The organism is Brevundimonas sp. GW821-FHT10A07 (assembly GCF_059415785.1).
Genome location: NZ_JBWKNX010000013.1, coordinates 1 through 15,303, shown reverse-complemented (window position 1 = coordinate 15,303; position 15,303 = coordinate 1). Strand labels below are relative to the sequence as shown.

Below are 15,303 nucleotides of genomic sequence, written 5' to 3'. Positions count from 1 at the left end.
GGCCGAGTATCCCCCTCGACCCTCCGCCGGCGTTTTGAGACGCCGCCGGCGCGGGGGAGTTGCATCCCCGCTCCCGTTCCATCCGCTCTCGCCGCCGCAAGGTCGCAGGCCAAGCGAGCCCTCCAAGCGACGAGACCGGGCGTGATTATAAGGGACGGGGAAACCCTGGCGGGGAAGTCGGGGCGAGAATCGGACAAGCGGTTGGAATCATTGGAGTGAGACCAGCGTCATTGTGACAGTTGGGGCCGTTCGGGCCCCCTCCGTCTCGCCGGCTGCGCCGGCGATCCACCTCCCCCAGGGGGGGAGGATTTTGGTGTTCGCATTCCTCCCCCCTTGGGGGAGGTGGCGCGGCGCAAAGCGCCGTGACGGAGGGGGCGTGTCGCGTCGGCGTCGTGGTGAAATTGCCTTGAGCGGGCTTCCATTCGGAGATCGAGACGTTAGACCCCCCTTATGTCGAATGCCTCCCCTATAGCCGAAGCCGTCGCCGCCGGGCGTCAGGCCGTGGCGGTCGATACCGTCATGATCGCCAAGATCACCGACATGGCCGGTGATTTCGCCATCAATCTGACAATCGCCGCCCTGATTTTTGCGGCGACGGTGATCGCGGCCAAATGGTCGGCCCGCCTGGCGCGCAACGCCCTGTCGCGGGTCGGCGCCTTCCGGCACGACCAGACCGTCCTGAGCTTCGCCGTTCAGGTCGTGCGGGTGGTGGTGTTCATCATCGGCATGATCGCCGTGCTGCAGCGGCTGGGGGTGCAGACGACCTCGATCATCGCGGTTCTGGGCGCGGCGTCCCTGGCCGTGGGTCTGGCCCTGCAGGGGACGCTGTCGAACGTGGCATCGGGGATCATGCTGCTGGTGCTGCGACCCTATCGCGTGGGCGACGTGGTGGATGTGGGCGGGATGGCGGGCACGGTGCAACGGCTCGATCTGTTCACGACTCAATTGTCGAACGCCAACAACCACAAGATCGTCATTCCCAATTCGAAGGTTCTGAGCGATCCCCTGACCAATCTGACCGGTCAGCAGACGCGGCGGATCGAGATCAATTTCGGCGTCGGCTACGGCGACGACCTGAACAAGGCGCGTTGCGTCCTGGCCGACATGGCGGCGGCGCACGAGACCGTGCTGGCTGATCCGCCCCCCTGGACCGGGGTGACGGGGCTGCTGGACAGTTCGGTGCAGGTGACGCTGCACGCCTGGGTCAAGGTCGAGGACTGGTGGCAGACCCAGGCCGATCTGATGCAGGGCGGCAAGGAGGCGCTGGACGCCGCCGGGATCGAAATTCCCTTCCCGCATCAGGTCGCCGTGCCCTATGGCGATGAAGATGTCATGCCGGTCGTCCGTGTACGGACGGTGGAAGACGGCGGGCATGACGTGAAGGTGAAGACGCGCTGATGCGATACGATTTCGGATCCGACAACACCGCCGGCATGGCGCCGAGCGCGGTCGAAGGTCTGGCGCGGGCCAACGCCGGATACGCCCGGTCATATGGTTCAGACGAGATCACGGCGCGGGCCGCCGATCAGATCCGCCAACGGCTGGACGCCGACGCCGAGATCCGGTTCGTCTTCAGCGGCACGGCGGCCAACGCCATCGCCCTGTCGATGCTGGCCTTTCCGTTCGAGGCGGTGCTGGCGCACAACGCCGCCCATGTCTGCACCGACGAGACGGGGGCGCCGGGCTTCTTCGGCCAGGGCGTCGGCCTGATCGGCCTGCCGGGGTTTTCGGGGCGGATCGATCCGCTGGCGCTGAAGGCGCAACTGGCCGAGCCCGAGGTCGGCCATCGCCAGCCGCCGGCGGCCCTGTCCCTGACCCAGGCGACCGAATACGGCGCGGTCTATACCGAGGAAGAACTGCGCCATCTGATCGAGCCGGTGAAGGCCAGGGGATACGGCGTTCACATGGACGGGGCGCGGCTGGCCAACGCCGTCGCGGCCGGGTTCGACCTGAAGGATATTCCGCGCCTGGGCGTGGATGTGCTGGTGTTCGGCGGGGCCAAGGCAGGGGCGAACTGCGTCGAGGCCCTGGTCCTGTTCGACAAGAGCCTGGCGCGGCGGCTGGACAACCGGCTGAAACAGGCGGGGCAGGTGGCGTCCAAGGCGCGGCTGCTGGCCGGGCCGATGCTGGGCCTGCTGGAAAGCGGCGACTGGGAATCGGGCGGCGCCCACGCCAATCTGATGGCGAAACGGCTGGCGGCGGGGGTGGCGACCCGCTCGCCCTATGTCCTGGCCCATCCGGTCGAGGCCAATACGGTGTTCGTGCGGATGCCGGCCGAGGCGCACCAGAGGCTGAACGCCCTGGGCTGGGCCTGTTATCAGTTCGACGACGGATCGGTGCGGTTCGTCTGTTCCTGGGCGACCCAGGCAGAGGCCGTGGACGAACTGATCGAGGCGATCGCGGGCCTGAACTGAGCCCTTGTCGCGCGTGCGGCCTTTCCCCGGTCGCATAGTCTGTCCATATGCGGATCATGGCGATGCGCGGAGAGCGCTCCGGCGGCCGGCGCGACCCTATGGTCAAGGCGCAACAGGCGGGGAGCATGCAGGAAAAGACAGAGGGACCCCCGACGCTGCAGGCGTTGGCGGACCTGGTGCGGCTGGTGGGCCGGTCGGGCGCGCCGCAGCTGCGGGTGCGGCTGGTCTCGGCCGTCGGTCTGACGCTGGCGGGCAAGGCGCTGGGGGTGCTGGCGCCCCTGATGCTGGGCGCGGCGGTCAATCGGCTGGCGGCGGGGCAGGGGGCGGCCGTGGCGGTCGGCTGGGGTTTCGCCGCCTTCGCCGTAGGCTGGGCCATCGTGCGCTTCCTGTCGTCGGTCGCGCCCCAGGTGTCGGATGTGGTGTTCGCCCCGGTGCGGTCCGCGGCGCAGAGAAAGACGGCGGCCGAGGTGTTCGCCCATGCGCTGAGCCTGTCGCTGGATTTCCACCAGACCAAACGCTCGGGCGCCCTGTCGCGGACCATGGATCGCGGCTCGCGGGCGGTGGATTTCCTGTTGCGCATCCTGGCCTTCAACCTGGTTCCGACCGGGGTGGAGCTGGCGCTGGCGGCGGCGGTGCTGGGCGGCAAGTACGACTGGCGGTTCGCGGCGGTCGCGGTGGCGGTGGTGGCGGTCTACACGATCGCGACCTTCGCCCTGTCCAACTGGCGGCTGGAGCATCGCCGGGTCATGAACGCCGCCGATTCAGAGGCGGCCGGCGTCTCGGTCGACGCCCTGCTGAACTATGAGACGGTCAAGTCGTTCGGGGCCGAGAGCCGGGCGGCCCAGACCTATGACCGGGCCCTGGGCGACTACGCCCAGGCGTCGCTGAAGGCCAACAGTTCGCTGGCCCTGCTGAACGGCATCCAGGCCCTGATCATGAACCTGGGCCTGGGCGTCATGGCGGTGATGGCCGGGTTCGAGGCGGCCGCCGGGCGGATGGGGCCGGGGGATGTGACGGCGGCGGTGCTGATCATGATCTCGCTGTATGCGCCGCTGAACATCCTGGGCTTCGCCTATCGGGAAATCCGCCAGTCCTTCATCGACATGGAGGAGATGCTGAAGGTGACGCGGCTGACGCCCCAGGTGGCGGATGCGGCCGACGCCGTCCCTTTGCCGCGACCGGTCGATGCGCGCGGGGCCTCGGTGGAGTTCCAGCAGGTCGGCTATCGCCACGACGCCCGGACCAGCGGGCTGGAGGACGTCAGCTTCGTCGCCGCGCCGGGCACGACCACGGCCCTGGTGGGGCCGTCGGGAGCGGGCAAGTCCACCATCGTCAAATTGGCGCTGCGGCTGCTGGATCCGCAGGAGGGGCGGGTCCTGATCGACGGGCATGACGCGCGGACGGTGACCCAGGCCTCGTTGCGGGCGGCGGTGGCCCTGGTGCCGCAGGACGTGGCCCTGTTCAACGACAGCCTCTACGCCAATATCGCCTTCGCCCGGCCGGACGCCGATGCGGCCCAGGTGTGGGCGGCGGCGGCGGCGGCGGAACTGTCCGACTTCATCCAGGGTCTGCCCGACGGGATGGAGACCCGGGTCGGGGAGCGGGGGCTGAAACTGTCGGGCGGAGAACGCCAGAGGGTGGGCATCGCCCGCGCCCTGCTGGCCGATCCCTGCATCCTGATCCTGGACGAGGCGACCAGCGCCCTGGACAGCCGCACCGAGGCGGCGATCCAGAAGACCCTGCGCCGGGTCAGCCAGGGGCGGACCACCCTGGTGGTGGCGCACCGGCTGTCGACCGTGGCCGACGCCGATCAGATCCTGGTGCTGAAGGCCGGGCGGATCGTCGAGCGGGGCGCGCACCATGAGCTGGTGGCGCGGCTGGGCGGGGAATACGCCGCCCTGTGGCGCAAGCAGACACGGGCGGGCAAGGCGGCTCAGGCCGGGGACTGAGGCGACGTCGGCAGCTTGCGTTTCAGGACTTCGCTCAGATTGGCCATGATGGCGATGCGGGCCTCGGCCGTGCCGGGGGCGTCCGGGGTCAGGCTGAGCAGCAGTTTCATCGCCTGGGCGTGGACCGTGGCGATGCGCCAGTCGAACCCGCCCTGGCGCGGCGCGGCGTCCAGCAGATCGCACAGACCCTTGGCCGCCGTGCACAGGTCGTCCAGGGCGAAGGGGCTGGCGGCGTCGATGACCTGGCTGGAGGCGGCGTAGGCGCTGTCCAGACGCAGGGCTTCGGGGATGTCCGGCGTCGGGGGCACCAGCAGGGCGCCGATGTTCTCGGATATGATGGCCAGGGCCTGGTCCTTCAGCCCGTCCAGATTGGCCTTGGCCTGGGCCAGGGCGACCCCCACGCTGACGCCGCCGGGACGATCCACCATCTCCGCGAGACGGGATTTGCGCTGGACATGGGTGATGACCGTCATGCGAACTCCATGGTCTTCTTGCGGATCATGTCGGCCCGCCGTTCTTCGCCGTCATAGTCGTCGTGCCGGAACCGGCGATCCGGTCCCAGATAGTCCCCGACCTCGAGGAAGGGCCGGCTGTCGCGCGCGACCCACAGGATCCGCTCCAGCAGCATGGCGGCGCTGAACGGCTTGGTGACGACGAAATTGGCGCCGCAGTCGCGCGCTTCGGTGACGCGTCCGCGCCGAATATGGCTGGCGGTCATGATCACGGGCGTAAAGGCGTTGGGGTTGGGCCCTGACCGACGCAGCCAGCGCACCAGTTCGAAACCGTCGATGTCCGGCATGTCGGTATCGACCAACAGCAGATCGACCGGCTTCTCCTGAAGAATACGGCGCGCCTCGGCGCCTCTGCCGACCGTGAAGGCGGGGCGAATGCCGAAACCGGCCAGGGCGCCCGCCGTCAGGGTCAGGGAGAAGGGCGAATCATCGACGACCATGGTGATGGCGCCGCTGAGGTTGAAAACCGCGCTTTCTCGAAGAGAATCGCCCTGTGTCGCCATGATTGGTTAGATTTCGCCCCGGTCAGGGGAGAGCTTCACCTGATTTCATGGATTCGGGGTTAACGTCGTTCGGTCAAAGCGCGCCGATGGCGTAGAAGCGGTCGGCGCGCTGTTTGCGGATCTGCTGGGGCGACAGGCCTTCGAAGGCCTTCAGCTCCTCGGCCAGGACGTCGCCGACGTTGGCCATGGCGGCGGCGCGGTCGGTGTGGGCGCCGCCGACGGGTTCGTCGATCAGCCGGTCCACGATCTTCAGCGCCAGCAGGTCCGGGCCCGTGATCTTCATGGCCATGGCCGCGTCCCTGGCCCGGGCGCCGTCGCGCCACAGGATGCCGGCCGCGCCTTCGGGCGAGATGACCGAGTAGATCGAGTGTTCCAGCATCAGCACGCGGCTGGCGGCGGCGATGGCGATGGCCCCGCCTGAGCCGCCTTCGCCCGCGATGGTGGCGATGGAGGGGACGCCCAGGGTCAGGCAGCGTTCGGTCGAACGGGCGATGGCCTCAGCCTGGCCGCGCTCCTCGGCGCCGAGGCCCGGATAGGCGCCGGCGGTGTCGATGAAGCTGAGCACCGGCAGGCCGAACTGTTCGGCCAGGTCCATCAGACGCACGGCCTTGCGATAGCCCTCGGGCCGGGCCATGCCGAAATTGTGGGTGATGCGGGTGGCGGTGTCGTGACCCTTTTCCTGGCCCATGATGACGACGGGCCGACCGCGGAACCGGGCCAGACCGCCCAGTATGGCCTGATCATCGCCGAACTTGCGGTCGCCGTGCAGCTCGTTCCAGTCGGTGAACAGGCTCTCGACATAGTCAATGAAATGCGGCCGCTGCGGATGGCGCGCCACCTGGGTCTTCATCCAGGGATCGAGACCGGCGTAGGTCTTCTTGCGCAGCTGTTCCGCCTTCTTGCGCAGGCCCGCGATCTCGGCGTCGAAACCGCCGGAGGTCTCGGACAGGGCCGACAGTTCCTCGATCTTGGCTTCCAGATCGGCGATCGGCTTTTCGAAGTCGAGATAGTGCGTGGCCATAAAGGCGTCCGGGACTGCAGGCGGGAAAACCGCCCCTAGGGAAGGCGGGGGAAACTAGAGAGGTCGAGGCCGCCGGGCAAGCCGGGTTCAGAGCCGCTTCCTTCTCCCATGCGGAGAAGGTGGTCCGCAGGGCCGGATGAGGGCCTGTCGGTGGGCGAGTTCGCACCCATACCCCTCACCCTTTCGCGCAAGACCGATCGCTGCGCTCTCGGGCGCTCAAGCCCTCTCCCGCTGGGAGAGGGAAGGGAAGAGCCGCGACTGTGAAATGTGCTGCAGCCTCGAACCTAATGAGGGTGTCGCCGATAACGTTCATATTTTCGGCCAGAAGCTCTGCAGCGAAATGCCGGGCCAGCACTTCGAACTCGGTCAGCGTCGCGGTTTGGATCACGAGGCCAACGATGTTGGAGTCGCTGAACCAGACTTCGGCCTCGGGATCCCAGATCGCCTTGACGTAGAAATCCTCGGCCATGCCCGAAATATGCCCTTTCAATCATCCCGCGCCAAGGGGTGGTTCTGCTGGACGACCTGGGCCAGGCGGTCGGTGGCGACGTGGGTGTAGATCTGGGTCGTGGCGATGTCGGCGTGGCCGAGCAGGGTCTGGACGACGCGCAGGTCGGCGCCGCCTTCCAGCAGGTGGGTGGCGAAGGCGTGGCGCAGGACGTGGGGGCTGACGCGGGCGGGGTCGATGCCGGCGACCAGCGCCGCCTCGTCCAGAAGCTGGGCGAAGCGGCGCGGCGTCAGATGGCCGGTGCGGCCGGACGAGGGAAACAGCCAGGGACTGTCGGGCGCCTCGGGCTTTCGCCCATCTTTGCCCTTGAGCTTGGCGTCGCGGGCGGTCAGCCAGGCCTTGATCGCCTCGCGGGCGGCGGCGTTCAGGGGGGCGAGCCGTTCCTTGCCGCCCTTGCCGCGCACGATCAGATAGGCGGGGTCGCGACGCACCGCTTCGACCTTGAGCCCCAGCAGCTCCGAGACCCGCAGCCCCGAGGCGTAGGCCATCTCGACCAGGGCGACCAGGCGCAGCCCCCCTGCGGCGTCGCGCGCGGCGGCGGCGGCCAGCAGGCGGTCGATCTCGTCGCGGCTGAGCAGCTTGGGCAGGGGGCGGCCTTGCTTGGGCGCGTCCAGGCGGCACGACGGATCGTCCGTGCGCCAGCCCTCGGCCAGGGCGAACCGGTAGAACTGGCGCGCCGAGGAACGACGTCGGGCGGCGGTGGCGGCCGACAGGCCGCGCCGCGACAGGTCGGCGAACCAGACCTCAAGCGCTTCCTGGTCGGCCTGCATGAGCCCACCGGCCTCGGCCAGGGCGGCCTCGGCGTCCGCCAGGTCGCGGCCGTAGGCGGACAGGGTGTGGGGCGAGGCGTCGCGTTCGACCGCCATCATCTCCAGAAAGGCCTCGATCTGGGGCGTCATGACGCGATCCGGTCCCTGGGCGGCTGGCGCGCGGGCGGGCTTGGTGTAGAGGTTTGATCGATCATGCCTGCCCGTTCCGCCGCCTTCGCCGTCCTTTCGACCGTCCGTTCCGCCGGAGCCGCCGGATGAGGCGGCGCGCGAATCCGGGCCCGAGCCGCACCATAGCCCTGGTCGGGCTGATGGGGGTGGGCAAATCGTCGGTGGGGCGGCGGCTGGCCAACCGGCTGAAACTGCCCTTCGCCGACGGCGACGTGGAGATCGAATCGGCGGCCGGGATGACGGTGTCCGAAATCTTCGCCGCCCTGGGCGAGGAGGAATTCCGCGCGGGCGAGGCGCGGGTGATCCGTCGCCTGCTGGAAGGGCCGCCCATTGTCCTGGCCACCGGCGGCGGGGCGATGATGAATGCGGAAACCCGCGCCCTGCTCAAGGAACGGGCCGACACGGTCTGGCTGAGGGCCGATCTGGCGGTGATCGCCGAACGGGTGGCGCGGCGCGACACCCGGCCGCTGTTGCGGGGCAAGGATCCGCTGGCGGTGCTGACGACCTTGGCCGAAGCCCGCTATCCGATCTATGGCGAGGCGGATGTGACCGTGGACGTGGGCCAGGGCTCGCACGGCCAGGCGGTGGACGCCATTCACAAGAACCTGCGCCGACACTGGCGCCACAGACGGCGCGCGGAGACGAGGCGATGACGATCATTCCGGTCAGCGGCGGGGCCTTTGCGGCCTATGAGGTCGTGGTGGGGCGTGGGCTGCTGGCCCAGGCGGGCGCGCGCATCGCCCCCCTGGCCAGGGGACGGACCGTCATCATCACCGACGAGACCGTTGCGGCGATCCACGCGCCGGCCCTGACGGCGTCCCTGACGGCGGCGGGCGTGAAGAGCGAGATCGTGGCGGTGCCGGCGGGCGAGGCCTCCAAGTCCTTCGCCGAGCTGGAGCGGGTGCTGGACCGGCTGCTGGAGATCGGGCTGGACCGCAAGGACGTGGTCGTCGCCCTGGGCGGCGGGGTCGTGGGCGATCTGGCCGGTCTGGCGGCGGCGCTGTACATGCGGGGCGTCGACTTCGTGCAGATTCCGACCACCCTGCTGGCCCAGGTGGATTCGTCGGTCGGCGGCAAGACGGCCATCGACACGCCACGCGGCAAGAACCTGGTCGGCGCCTTTCATCAGCCGCGCCTGGTGCTGGCCGACATCGACGTTCTGGCGACCCTGCCGGCGCGGCAGGTGAAGTCCGGCTGGGCCGAGGTGCTGAAGCACGGGCTGATCTGCGACGCGGGCTTCTTCGACTGGCTGGCGGGCGAAGGGTCGGCGGGCGCCGAGGGCGATCCGGCGGCGCTGGAACGGGCCGTGATCCGCTCGGTCGAGATCAAGAGCGCCGTGGTCGGCGAGGACGAGAAGGAGGCCGGGCGGCGCGCCCTGCTGAACCTGGGCCACACCTTCGGCCATGCGGTCGAGACCGAGGTCGGCTTCGACGAAGACGCCCTGGCCCACGGCGAGGCGGTGGCCCTGGGCTGCTGCATGGCCTTCCGCTATTCGGCGCGCGAGGGCCTGTGTTCGGCTGAGGATGTGGCGCGGGTCGAGGCGGTGGTCGCGGCGGCGGGCCTGCCGACGCGTCTGGATCAGGCGGGCGTGTTCGGCGCCGACCGGCTGCTGGCCCTGATGGCCGGCGACAAGAAGGCCGAAGGCGGGACCCTGACCCTGATCCTGGCGCGCGGGATCGGCCAGGCCTTCGTCGCCAAGGGCGTGGATGCGGCCAAGGTGCGCGCCTTCCTGATCGAGGAAGGCGCGTCGGCGTGATGCGGATCGTCCCGGTCCCGCTAGAGGATCGGTTCGTGCGGCTGGAGCCGTTCGAGGACGGTCTGAAAGACGAGGTTCGTGCGGCGCTGAACTGCGATCCCGAGGCCTGGGCCGCCATGGTCGGCTCGGCCCAGGGCGCGCATTTCGGCGGCTGGTGGGACAGCGCCCTGACGGCCATGCGGTCCGGGACGCGGATCGCCTATGCCGTGCGGCGGTGTTTGGACGGGGCGGTGGTGGGCACGACCAGTCTGTACGAGATCAACCCGGCCTATCGTCGCTGCGAGATCGGCTCGACCTTCTATCGGCCTGAGGCGCGGGGCGGGGCGATCAATCCGGCCTGCAAACGGCTGTTGCTGGGCCATGCCTTTGACGCCGGGGCGGTGCGGGTCGAGATCATCACCGACGCCCTCAACGCCCGAAGCCGGGCGGCGATCCTGAAACTGGGCGCCAGGGCCGAGGGGGTGCTGAGAAAGCACAAGATCACCTGGACAGGGCGTGCGCGTGACACCGCGATGTTCGCCGTCATCGATGACGACTGGCCCGAGGTGCGGGACGGGCTGGATCGAAGGCTGGCGGCGCTGGCCTAATCCACCGCCCGGCATTGCGTCGGCTGGCGGCCCTGGACGGACCAGGTGGCGAGGACGCCCTTGCCGCGCAGATCGACGTTGGAGGCGCGGTACCAGATGCCGTCGGCGGCGCGTTCCTGGTACAGGTCGATGGCCTCGCCCGACGAGTTGCGGATGGTCGCCATCTGGCGCGGATTGTCGAAATCGACTGAAAGGCGTTCGCCGTTGTCGCACAGATAGACGGTGTGGACGACGCGGTTCAGGGTGCGGTCCTGCACCTCGGCGCCGGTGCGCTGGCGGGCGGTCTGGGCCTCGATGGCGCGTTCCTTGACCTCGTCGCCGGTGCTGGGCGCCTTGTCGGGATCGGGGCCGCAGGCGGCCAGAAGCGCCAGGGCGGCGACAAGGGCGGGGGCGGCCAGGCCGCGGTGGACGAGGGACGACGGCGGAACCGGCTTGAACAAGACGCTTATCCTCACAACGGCGCCGCTTGGCGCGCCGGTCTAACGTACGCCGCTCGCGGCCGTTCCCCTCCGTTGGCGGAAGAAGGATTTGAGCAGGCCGGACGACTCGTCGGCCAGAAGACCCCAGTCCGTCGATGGGCGCCAGTGGCATGTGGGCTGTTCGAACAGGCGGGGGCCGTGGAGCACGGCGCCGCCCTTGGGATCGTCGGCGGCCCAGACCACGCGGCCGATCCGGGCGTGGCTGATGGCGCCGGCGCACATGGCGCAGGGCTCCAGCGTCACATAGAGGGTCAAGCCGGTCAGTCGGTAGTTTTCCAGCGCCGTCGCCGCGCGCCGCATGGCGACGATCTCGGCGTGGGCGGTGGGGTCGTGCGCCGCAATAGGACCGTTGGCGCCGGTCGAAATTACCTCACCTGAGGCAGGATCGACAAGAATTGCGCCCACAGGCACCTCTCCTGCGTCCGCCGCCGCTTGCGCTTGGTCCAGCGCCATGCGCATGAACCGCTCATCATGGTCCGCCATACAGACGACAACGACAAGAAGCCCCGCGCCCGTCAAGACGAACGGTCGCCCCGGCCCTTTAAATCCTCCGGTCCTCGCAAGAGCGGCGACGGGAAGACCTCCTTCGGCGACAAGCCGCGCAGCCCTCGCGAAGACGGCCCCAAGCGGTTCGGCGACAAGCCGGACCGGGGAGATCGGCCGCGCGCCGGCAAGGACGGCAAGCCGTCGTCCAATGCGGGCAAGAGCGACACGCCCCTGCGCGCCGAGCGAATCGCCAAGACCATGGCCCGCGCCGGCATCGCCTCGCGTCGCGAGGTCGAGCGGCTGATCGGTCTGGGCAAGGTGGCGGTCAACGGCCGCATCCTGGACACGCCCGCCACCCTGGTGACGCGCGACGACGTGATTACTGTGGACGGCAAGCCCATCGGCTCGACCCAGGCGACGCGGGTCTGGCGCTATCACAAGCCGGCCGGTCTGCTGACCAGCCACAGCGATCCGACCGGACGGCCGACGGTGTTCGACGCCCTGCCGGCGGGTCTGCCGCGCGTGATCTCGGTCGGACGGCTCGACCTGGCGACCGAGGGCCTGCTGCTGCTGACCAACGACGGCGAACTGAGCCGGGCGCTGGAACTGCCGGCGACCTCGCTGGTGCGTCAGTACCGGGCGCGGGCGCGGGGCAAGATCACCCAGGAACAGCTGGACAAGCTGAAGGACGGCGTGACCGTCGAGGGCGTCTCCTACGGCCCCATCGAGGCGACGCTGGACAAGGCCAAGGAGTCCAAGTCCGAGGATGGTCGCGCGCCGGCCAACCTGTGGATCTCGGTCTCGATCACCGAGGGCAAGAACCGCGAAGTCCGCAAGGTGCTGGAGTCGGTCGGCCTGACGGTCAACCGCCTGATCCGCCTGGCCTATGGTCCGTTCCGCCTCGACGTCCTGCCCATCGGCTCGGTCGAAGAGGTCGGGCCGCGGGTGATCCGCGAACTGCTGGCGGAGTACATCCGGCCCGAGAACCTGCCGACCGGCAATACGGTCGAGACGCCCGCGCCCATCCCCGGCCGTCGGGTGTCGACCCCCATCGTCAAGGGGCGTTCGGGCTCGGCCATGTCGGACCCGTCGCGCAAGCCCAGCCGCGTCCGCGCCGCCGAAACGGCCCAGGCCGACGCGGTCGAGCGCCGCGAGCGCCCGCCGAAGAAGGAAGGCTGGGCCAAGGCCGCGCCCAAGACCGGCCATCCGAAGAAGAGCTTCAAACCGCGCGAGGGCGCGCCGACCGACGGCGAACGCCCGGCCCGCACCTACAAGCCGCGCGAGGAGGGTGATCGTCCCGCACGGGCCTACACGCCGCGCGAGGGGGCTCCGGCCCGCAGCAGCGACGGGCCCAAGCGCGAGTACAAGCCGCGCACGGCGGGCGCTGACGCCGGCAAGCGCGAGTTCAAGCCGCGCGGCTTCGGCGCGGCTTCGCCCAGCGGACGCGAAACCCGGCCGCCACGCACCGGCGGCGGCAAGCCGGCTGGCCCGTCGGGCACCAGCGGCCGCGCGCCGGGGGGCAAGCCCCGCACGCCGCGCTAAGAGGCGAATGGAGACCTGACGATGGATGCACGCCTGTCCGGCCGGTGCCTGTGCGGCGCGGTAACCTTCACAGCAACGCCCAACGGCGGCATGCACGCCTGCCATTGCGGCACGTGCCGGCGCATTTCGGGCGGCATCCTGTTCAGCGTCGATTGCGGCGACAGCGTCGAGGTCCAGGGCGATGTGGCGACCTACGCCTCGTCCGACTGGGCGACGCGGCAGTTCTGCCCGGCCTGCGGAACCGGCCTGTTCTGGCGCGCCAACGACGGCGGGATCACCATGGTCTCGGCCCAGGCGTTCGACGATCCGACGGCCTTTGCGCTGGAGGACGAGTTCTGCATTGAAAGCAAGCCGGACGGCTACGCGCTGGCGGGCGACCGGCCGCGCCTGACGACCGAACAGCTGTGGGCGCAGTTCGCGCCGCCGCAGGACTGACGCCGTGCGGATCGTTGCGGGAAGCCTGAAGGGCCGGGCCATCGTCGCGCCGGAGGGGCAGGGCACGCGCCCGACCTCCGACCGCGCGCGGCAGGCCGTGTTCAACGTCCTGGAACACGCCGCCTGGGCCGAGAGCCTGAACGGCGCGCGGGTCATCGACCTGTACGCCGGATCGGGCGCCCTGGGGTTCGAGGCGGTCAGTCGGGGCGCGGGCTTCTGCCTGTTCGTCGAGACCGACGACGGGGCGCGGGGCGCGATCCGCGAGAACGCCGACGCCTATGGGGTGATGGGGCGCACCCGCGTCCATCGGCGCAGCGCGACGGATCTGGGCGTGCGGCCCGGATCGGACGGCGAGGCCTTCGACATCGCCTTTCTGGACCCGCCCTATGGCAAGGGGCTGGGAGAACAGACGCTGGCAAGGCTGCTGGAGGGGAACTGGCTGAAACCCGGCGCCCTGGTGGTGTTCGAGCGCGGGTCGGACGAGCCCGACATCGACACGCCGGGCTATGAACGGTTGGACGCGCGGGATTATGGCGCGGCGCGGGTGCTGTTCCTCCGGGTGGCCTAATCCGGACCTACGGGGCGTCTATTTCCAGCGCCTCCAGCGCCGCCTGATGCGCCGCCATCCGACGGCGGCAGCGGCGGGCGTGACGCAGGTAGTAGCCGATGCAGATCACCAGGAAGCCGAACATTCCGGCGATGAATGCCCCGGCGGGTCCCCGCGCGGGATCGACCGTCGTCAGGATGACCCCCAGGAAGATCATGGCCGCCACGCTGATGGCGACGCCGGACAGGGCCCAGCGATAGCCGGTGCGAGCCTGGCCCAGGGCGAAGCGCAGCCCGGCCTGGGGCGTCTCGGTCAATAGGCCGGGATGGTCGCGTCGCGCCCAGACGGTCAGGCCCAGAGCCACGAGGACGAAGGCCAGGCCGGCCGCGAGCGGGGCCAGGGGAATGCCGCGATCGGCGCCCCAGCCCACGATCCCCAGCACGACGACCCCGCCGCCCATCTCCACCCAGAAATTGAGCCGGGCCAGCCGGTCGCGGCGGCGCAAGGACCGGATGAAGCCGGCGTCCAGTCGGGGCTCGGGGTCGGGGGTGTCGGTCCAGGCCTGGGTCAGGTCGGTCCAATCGTCATCGGGGCGGGTCATGAGCGGACCTCTTGGGACGGTGTGGGGTTCAGCGCCTCGCCCAAAGCGATTCTGAGCGCCGCCTTGGCGCGGGTCAGGCGGATGGAGACGGCGTTGGGGTTCAGGCCCAGCATGTCGGCGATCTCGGCCGGGGCGAAGCCTTCCAGGGTCAGAAGCGCCGGCTGGCGCAGCGACAGGGGCAGGGCGTGCACCGCCTGGCCCAGCCGGTCGTGCAGATCCCGCGTCTCGGCCGCCTCGTGCGGGGTGGGGGCGTCGCAGGGGGCGGCCTCGTCCAGGGGCTGGCGGCGCGGCTCGGCCGCCTCGCGCGCCACATGGGTGACGGCGCGGTTGTGGGCCACCCGGGCGATGAAATGGCGCAGGGGCGCCTCGCCCCGGTGTTTGGGCAGGGCGCGCCAGACCGCCAGCAATATGTCCTGCTCCAGCTCGCGCCGCCGCTCGCGATCCGCCTCATAGGCCGAGGCGATGCGGCGCAGCATGCCGCCGTGCTCGGCCAGCAGGGCCTCGAAGGTCTGGTCGCGTCCCAAGCGCGGCGGTCTCCGTGAAAAAATCGTCGGTCGGGATGAAAGACTCAGGAACCGGCCGAGACTTTCAGGTCAGGCGTCGAAAAACAAAGGAGTTCGCCATGACGATCGAGACAGGGACGGTGGAGACGCCGAAAAAGGGCGTGCTGACGCGGGGCAAGGGGTTCCTGAAGGCCTTGGCGGCGGCCCTGCTGGTGGCGGCGGTATGCGCCTGGGCCGGGTTCGGGCTGGGCCTCTATCTGGATCTGGATCGCGGCGCGCGCATCAGCCTGGTCCTCGTCGCGGCGGTGACGACCGAGGCCCTGTTCTGGACCACGGCGGCCCTGCTGGGGGTGTCGGTGGTCGAGGCGCGCAAGCGGATCTGGCGCAGGATCACGGGACGGGGCCGCGACTGATCGTCGAAGCCGACGGCGGGGGCGACCGCTTCGGGCGCCGGCCGCGCGCCCAGCCCCCTCCACCACCGCGCAAGAGGCGCGGCGGTCCCCCTCCCCCAAGGGGGGAGGA

General features: G+C 69.9%; 19 protein-coding genes. 10 read left to right on the top strand and 9 right to left on the bottom strand.

Annotated elements, in window-relative coordinates; translation table 11 throughout:
- Positions 1-450: 450 nt before the first annotated feature.
- The 3 genes from AC07NC_RS11770 to AC07NC_RS11760 all read left to right on the top strand — a co-directional run bounded on the left by AC07NC_RS11770 (position 451) and on the right by AC07NC_RS11760 (position 4,363).
- The gene (locus tag AC07NC_RS11770) at positions 451-1,398 is read left to right on the top strand and encodes a mechanosensitive ion channel family protein (RefSeq protein WP_372705661.1); all 948 of its coding nucleotides are present in this window, start codon (positions 451-453) and stop codon (positions 1,396-1,398) included.
- Complete coding sequence (locus tag AC07NC_RS11765; protein ID WP_035308845.1) at positions 1,398-2,414, top strand: threonine aldolase family protein; 1,017 nt, start codon at positions 1,398-1,400, stop codon at positions 2,412-2,414. Before AC07NC_RS11770 ends, AC07NC_RS11765 begins: the two co-directional genes overlap by 1 nt.
- 125 nt (positions 2,415-2,539) lie before the next feature.
- Positions 2,540-4,363 (top strand): ABCB family ABC transporter ATP-binding protein/permease, encoded by a 1,824-nt coding sequence (locus tag AC07NC_RS11760; protein ID WP_494569670.1) that lies wholly within the window; start codon positions 2,540-2,542, stop codon positions 4,361-4,363.
- On the opposite strand, the gene AC07NC_RS11755 is transcribed toward AC07NC_RS11760, so the two are convergent.
- The 5 genes from AC07NC_RS11755 to AC07NC_RS11735 all read right to left on the bottom strand — a co-directional run bounded on the left by AC07NC_RS11755 (position 4,348) and on the right by AC07NC_RS11735 (position 7,806).
- On the bottom strand, positions 4,348-4,836 hold the full coding sequence (locus AC07NC_RS11755) for a chemotaxis protein CheE (protein WP_494569669.1): 489 nt from the start codon (positions 4,834-4,836) through the stop codon (positions 4,348-4,350). The genes AC07NC_RS11760 and AC07NC_RS11755 overlap by 16 nt on opposite strands.
- Positions 4,833-5,315, bottom strand: a complete 483-nt coding sequence (locus AC07NC_RS11750) for a response regulator (protein ID WP_230307721.1) — start codon at positions 5,313-5,315, stop codon at positions 4,833-4,835. The genes AC07NC_RS11755 and AC07NC_RS11750 overlap by 4 nt, the downstream gene beginning before the upstream one ends.
- 136 nt (positions 5,316-5,451) lie before the next feature.
- Entirely contained in the window at positions 5,452-6,399 is a 948-nt protein-coding gene (locus AC07NC_RS11745) for an acetyl-CoA carboxylase carboxyltransferase subunit alpha (RefSeq protein ID WP_035309756.1), read from the bottom strand.
- 175 nt (positions 6,400-6,574) lie between these two features.
- On the bottom strand, positions 6,575-6,868 hold the full coding sequence (locus AC07NC_RS11740; RefSeq protein ID WP_008259650.1) for a DUF1902 domain-containing protein: 294 nt from the start codon (positions 6,866-6,868) through the stop codon (positions 6,575-6,577).
- A gap of 17 nt (positions 6,869-6,885) precedes the next feature.
- Entirely contained in the window at positions 6,886-7,806 is a 921-nt protein-coding gene (locus AC07NC_RS11735) for a site-specific tyrosine recombinase XerD (protein ID WP_494569668.1), read from the bottom strand.
- A gap of 125 nt (positions 7,807-7,931) precedes the next feature.
- Between AC07NC_RS11735 and AC07NC_RS11730 the strand changes: the two genes are divergently transcribed.
- From AC07NC_RS11730 to AC07NC_RS11720, 3 genes are read left to right on the top strand one after another with little or no spacing between them, the layout of a single operon-like run.
- Positions 7,932-8,498: a shikimate kinase gene (locus tag AC07NC_RS11730; RefSeq protein ID WP_035309752.1), complete on the top strand. Its 567-nt coding sequence runs from the start codon at positions 7,932-7,934 to the stop codon at positions 8,496-8,498.
- The gene (gene aroB / locus AC07NC_RS11725) at positions 8,495-9,601 is read left to right on the top strand and encodes a 3-dehydroquinate synthase (protein ID WP_494569667.1); all 1,107 of its coding nucleotides are present in this window, start codon (positions 8,495-8,497) and stop codon (positions 9,599-9,601) included. The genes AC07NC_RS11730 and aroB overlap by 4 nt, the downstream gene beginning before the upstream one ends.
- A complete protein-coding gene (locus AC07NC_RS11720; RefSeq protein ID WP_494569718.1) occupies positions 9,601-10,188 on the top strand; it encodes a GNAT family N-acetyltransferase in 588 nt (195 codons plus the stop codon). Before aroB ends, AC07NC_RS11720 begins: the two co-directional genes overlap by 1 nt.
- Here the strand turns inward: AC07NC_RS11720 and AC07NC_RS11715 are convergent.
- The gene (locus tag AC07NC_RS11715) at positions 10,185-10,628 is read right to left on the bottom strand and encodes an MliC family protein (protein ID WP_008264014.1); all 444 of its coding nucleotides are present in this window, start codon (positions 10,626-10,628) and stop codon (positions 10,185-10,187) included. The genes AC07NC_RS11720 and AC07NC_RS11715 overlap by 4 nt on opposite strands.
- 39 nt (positions 10,629-10,667) lie before the next feature.
- Positions 10,668-11,126: a tRNA adenosine(34) deaminase TadA gene (tadA, locus tag AC07NC_RS11710; RefSeq protein ID WP_494569666.1), complete on the bottom strand. Its 459-nt coding sequence runs from the start codon at positions 11,124-11,126 to the stop codon at positions 10,668-10,670.
- A gap of 12 nt (positions 11,127-11,138) precedes the next feature.
- Between tadA and AC07NC_RS11705 the strand changes: the two genes are divergently transcribed.
- Genes AC07NC_RS11705 through rsmD form a run of 3 tightly spaced genes read left to right on the top strand, consistent with a single transcriptional unit; the run spans position 11,139 to position 13,698 of the window.
- Complete coding sequence (locus AC07NC_RS11705) at positions 11,139-12,695, top strand: pseudouridine synthase (protein ID WP_292150449.1); 1,557 nt, start codon at positions 11,139-11,141, stop codon at positions 12,693-12,695.
- A 21-nt stretch (positions 12,696-12,716) separates the two neighbouring features.
- Entirely contained in the window at positions 12,717-13,130 is a 414-nt protein-coding gene (locus AC07NC_RS11700; RefSeq protein WP_292150462.1) for a GFA family protein, read from the top strand.
- Between the two features lie 4 nt (positions 13,131-13,134).
- Entirely contained in the window at positions 13,135-13,698 is a 564-nt protein-coding gene (rsmD, locus tag AC07NC_RS11695) for a 16S rRNA (guanine(966)-N(2))-methyltransferase RsmD (protein ID WP_492070836.1), read from the top strand.
- Positions 13,699-13,705: 7 nt separating this feature from the next.
- On the opposite strand, the gene AC07NC_RS11690 is transcribed toward rsmD, so the two are convergent.
- Both AC07NC_RS11690 and AC07NC_RS11685 read right to left on the bottom strand, forming a co-directional pair.
- Positions 13,706-14,278, bottom strand: a complete 573-nt coding sequence (locus AC07NC_RS11690; RefSeq protein ID WP_494569665.1) for a hypothetical protein — start codon at positions 14,276-14,278, stop codon at positions 13,706-13,708.
- Positions 14,275-14,802: an RNA polymerase sigma factor gene (locus AC07NC_RS11685; protein ID WP_494569664.1), complete on the bottom strand. Its 528-nt coding sequence runs from the start codon at positions 14,800-14,802 to the stop codon at positions 14,275-14,277. Before AC07NC_RS11685 ends, AC07NC_RS11690 begins: the two co-directional genes overlap by 4 nt.
- A gap of 98 nt (positions 14,803-14,900) precedes the next feature.
- Here AC07NC_RS11685 and AC07NC_RS11680 point away from each other — a divergent pair, with 98 nt between their 5' ends.
- Positions 14,901-15,194 carry a hypothetical protein gene (locus tag AC07NC_RS11680; protein ID WP_494569663.1) on the top strand — a complete coding sequence of 98 codons (294 nt, stop codon included), beginning with the start codon at positions 14,901-14,903 and terminating at the stop codon, positions 15,192-15,194.
- Positions 15,195-15,303 lie beyond the last annotated feature (109 nt).